The sequence below is a fragment of the Prosthecobacter sp. genome, from assembly GCF_049294395.1.
GTDB lineage: Bacteria > Verrucomicrobiota > Verrucomicrobiia > Verrucomicrobiales > Verrucomicrobiaceae > Prosthecobacter.
Map to the genome: position 1 here is coordinate 1 of NZ_JBAQCR010000207.1, position 2,984 is coordinate 2,984.

Annotated in this window: 4 protein-coding genes and 1 tRNA gene; all 5 read right to left on the minus strand. The window is 60.7% G+C overall.

Features of this window, described 5'->3' with window-relative positions; all coding sequences use genetic code 11:
* Positions 1-200: 200 nt before the first annotated feature.
* A tRNA-Tyr gene (locus WAW39_RS13740) sits at positions 201-286 on the minus strand.
* Between the two features lie 102 nt (positions 287-388).
* The gene (locus WAW39_RS13745) at positions 389-1,453 is read right to left on the minus strand and encodes a class I SAM-dependent methyltransferase (protein WP_422319753.1); all 1,065 of its coding nucleotides are present in this window, start codon (positions 1,451-1,453) and stop codon (positions 389-391) included.
* 6 nt (positions 1,454-1,459) lie between these two features.
* On the minus strand, positions 1,460-1,711 hold the full coding sequence (locus WAW39_RS13750; protein WP_422319755.1) for a type II toxin-antitoxin system RelE family toxin: 252 nt from the start codon (positions 1,709-1,711) through the stop codon (positions 1,460-1,462).
* Positions 1,708-1,899, minus strand: a complete 192-nt coding sequence (locus WAW39_RS13755) for a hypothetical protein (RefSeq protein WP_422319757.1) — start codon at positions 1,897-1,899, stop codon at positions 1,708-1,710. The genes WAW39_RS13750 and WAW39_RS13755 overlap by 4 nt, the downstream gene beginning before the upstream one ends.
* A gap of 50 nt (positions 1,900-1,949) precedes the next feature.
* Positions 1,950-2,984 (minus strand): FtsX-like permease family protein (locus WAW39_RS13760; RefSeq protein ID WP_422319759.1); only part of this gene is annotated, 1,035 nt, incomplete at its 5' end.

A 2,984-nucleotide genomic window follows, 5' to 3' on the forward strand; every position in this document is an offset into this window, starting at 1 on the left:
AGTCTTTATAACGCGGATGAGGGGGGGAATTGCAGAAGCCAAACCCTCCCCGTGTAACATCCCTCAAAAGGAAGGCGGTCAGATGATTTTGACAGCAGGGCGCGGTCGGGCCGAAAAAGTGAGCACATTTTGAGCACACTCAAAAAAGAAGCCCCGCCTTTGGGGCGGGGCTTTGGTCTTTAACTCACTCAGAATGAAGGTGGTGGGCAGGGCTGGATTCGAACCAGCGTAGGCGTAAGCCAGCAGATTTACAGTCTGCCCCCTTTGACCGCTCGGGTACCTACCCATTCTCCTTTCGAAGTGGGCCGCGATTATCGAGTCGGTGCCTTGTTTTGCAAACGCTTTGTTCCTCTGTTTTGCATTCTTTGTGAGATTCTTTGCGCCCGATTCAGCGGCGGCGCTTGCCGCGACGCACATAGGTGGGCTGGACGATGGGGTTTTGTGCGTGCAGGACCTTGAAACCGCCGGTCTCGACGATCTTGTCCATTTGCGAAAAGGCTTCGGTCAGCAGGTTCTCATAGGGGAGCTGGCGGTTGGCGACGAGCCAGAGCTGACCACCGGGACGCAGGGCCTGGGCGGCGGCGGCGATGAACTTGAGACCGATGAGGGGATCGGCCTCCTTGCCTTCGTGAAACGGGGGGTTCATCACGATGGTGTCAAACTTGGTGCGCTCAAAGCCGGTGGTGATGTCCTGCCAGTGGGGGTGGGCTTTGACCTTGGTGGGGACGAGGCCTAGATTGCGGCGGGCGCATTCGAAGCAGTCGCCGTCGGCATCGTAGATGTCGAGGGTGTCGATGTCGTGGCAGTTGCGCAGGAGGTGATCGCTCAGGAAGCCCCAGCCGCAGCCGAAGTCGGCGACGTTGCCTGCAATGGTGTCTGGCAGGTGCTTGGCGAGGAGGGCGGAGCCTTCGTCGATGCGGTCCCAGTTGAAAAGGCCGGGGCGTGACCAAAAACGGCCGTCGAGGATGCGGCGCATGGCGGCACCCTGGCGCCAGCGTTCGAGGAGGTCGGCTTTCCAGGGCTTGTCTTCCTGCTTGGTGGCCCAGAAGGCGCGGCTGTGGTGCTTGGAGAGGGATTCGATCTGCCCGGCGACTTCGCGCAGGTATTGCTCACAGCGTTTGCTACCGGCGTCGTTGTGCACGGCGGCCATGAGGACGCCGCCGGGGGCGAGGTGATCATGGGCACGGGCGAGATCGGCCACCATAAGATCGCGCTGCGGATCGGGGAGGACGAGGACGAGATCGAAGAGGCCGTGGACCTCGCGCTCCACGCGGTGTCCGGCGGCCTGAAGGAGATTGGCCTTGGGCTTCCAGGTCTGCTGGCAGACGAGGCGGCCTTCGAAGTGCTCCAGGGCGGGATGAGCCTGGGCTCGCAGGAAGAGCACGCGCCCTTCGGTGCTGATGTCGGGATTGACATCCAGGGCGTAAATGAGGGCGTCGATGGGGTAGGACACAGTGGATTAAAGAAATTTGTCGTATTCGTGGTGGGGGCCGATCCAGAACCATTGCAAGCCTTCGGCTCTCTCATGAGCCAATGCACGGTAGTCTTTTCCGACGCGGGCGGACCAAAACCTCCCGACCTTTTTTAAACGGACCGATGGGTGACGTTCGTTGCCTTTAAGCAGCTCGAAGTTCTTGTGTGCCAGGAGTTGAATGTCTTCGGGCAATCGATTCAGGCATTCCCAAAACATCGGATCTGCAAAGTGCCTCATAGCGGCTTGCACAGCCCGGCTTCGAAGTTCGCATCCAATTGCGCAACCAAAGCGTCAAACTTCCCCGCAGTCACGTCACGTTGGATCTGCCGGTCCCATTCATCGGACAGGTAATCATCAAACCAAGCCGAGAACTTTTTGAGTTCCTCCGGGCTGAGCTGGGTGATTTGTTTTTCGATTTCTTCCAAAGGCATGGTGAATCCTCTCACAAAAGGCTGACACGTGCAACCACGTCCATTTACAAGACCATCCTCAGCAGATGCGGTGCGGCGAAGGAGGAGAACTGGAGAAGAAGGAGGCCGATCACCGCTGCGGCGAGACCGATGATGAGGACTTCGAGGACTTTGACGCTGATGAGCGAGACACGCGAGACACCGACGTCTTCGAGGGTGGCGAATTCGCGCTGGCGCAGGCGGAAGGAGAGCGCAAAGACGAGCGCGGTGACAAGCAGCGCAGCCGTGGCGGTGAGGAGGAGGGCGCTGGCGGCGAAGCCTTCAAGGCGCACGAGCTGGGTGAGCAGCGCCTCCATTTCATCGCGCGGGCGGATGAGCTGCTGCTCATTGGAGCGGGCATAGTGCCCCGCGAGCAGGGCTTCGGCCTTGGCGTCCTGCGGCAGCAGGATCACGGCGCTGATGGGATAGGTGGAGACATCGCCATGGAAGTGGAAGGAGGCGATGTTCGCATCGGTGACTTCGTTGAACATGCGCACGGCGGCATTGCCGACGATGTTGCCCTCCTCCTTTTTGAGCACGACTGATTCGTCTGTCTTGAGGTCGTCATGGCCATGGGAGCGGCCTTCGATGAGCCAGCAGGTTTTCAGATCGACGAAGAGCGCCTCGTCATCGGGCGTGCCGTTTGGGGTGAGGATGCCGGTGACGCGCATCTTCAAAGGGTACACGCCAGCCATGTCGAAGGCCTGCTCGGGTGTGGAGAAAATGTGGCCGCCGGGCTGCAATCCGCGCTGCTTGGCGAGGGTGGCACCGACGACGCAATCGCCTAGGCGGCTGAGCTGTTTGCCTGCGGCGAGATGCAGGCCGCGAAAGGGGAAGTATTCGAGCTCCGTGCCGACGATGGGGGCGCCCTGTGCTTGATAGCGGACGTGCAGCGGAATGGCGGTGGCCGTGGGATTGCGCCGTATTTCAGCGAGCGCGCCAAAGGCCAGTGGCAGGAGGTTCTCGCGCTTGAAGTAGAGCGCGGTCATCATGAGATCGAGCGCGCTGCCACGTGTGCCGACGATCTGCGGCGTGGCGGCGGCGCGGGCGCGGAGTTCCTG

What these genes read in the sequence shown, in the direction of transcription:
- WAW39_RS13750 (WP_422319755.1), bottom strand. Translation starts at nt 1,711, where the DNA reads ATGAGGCACTTTGCAGATCCGATGTTTTGGGAATGCCTGAATCGATTG.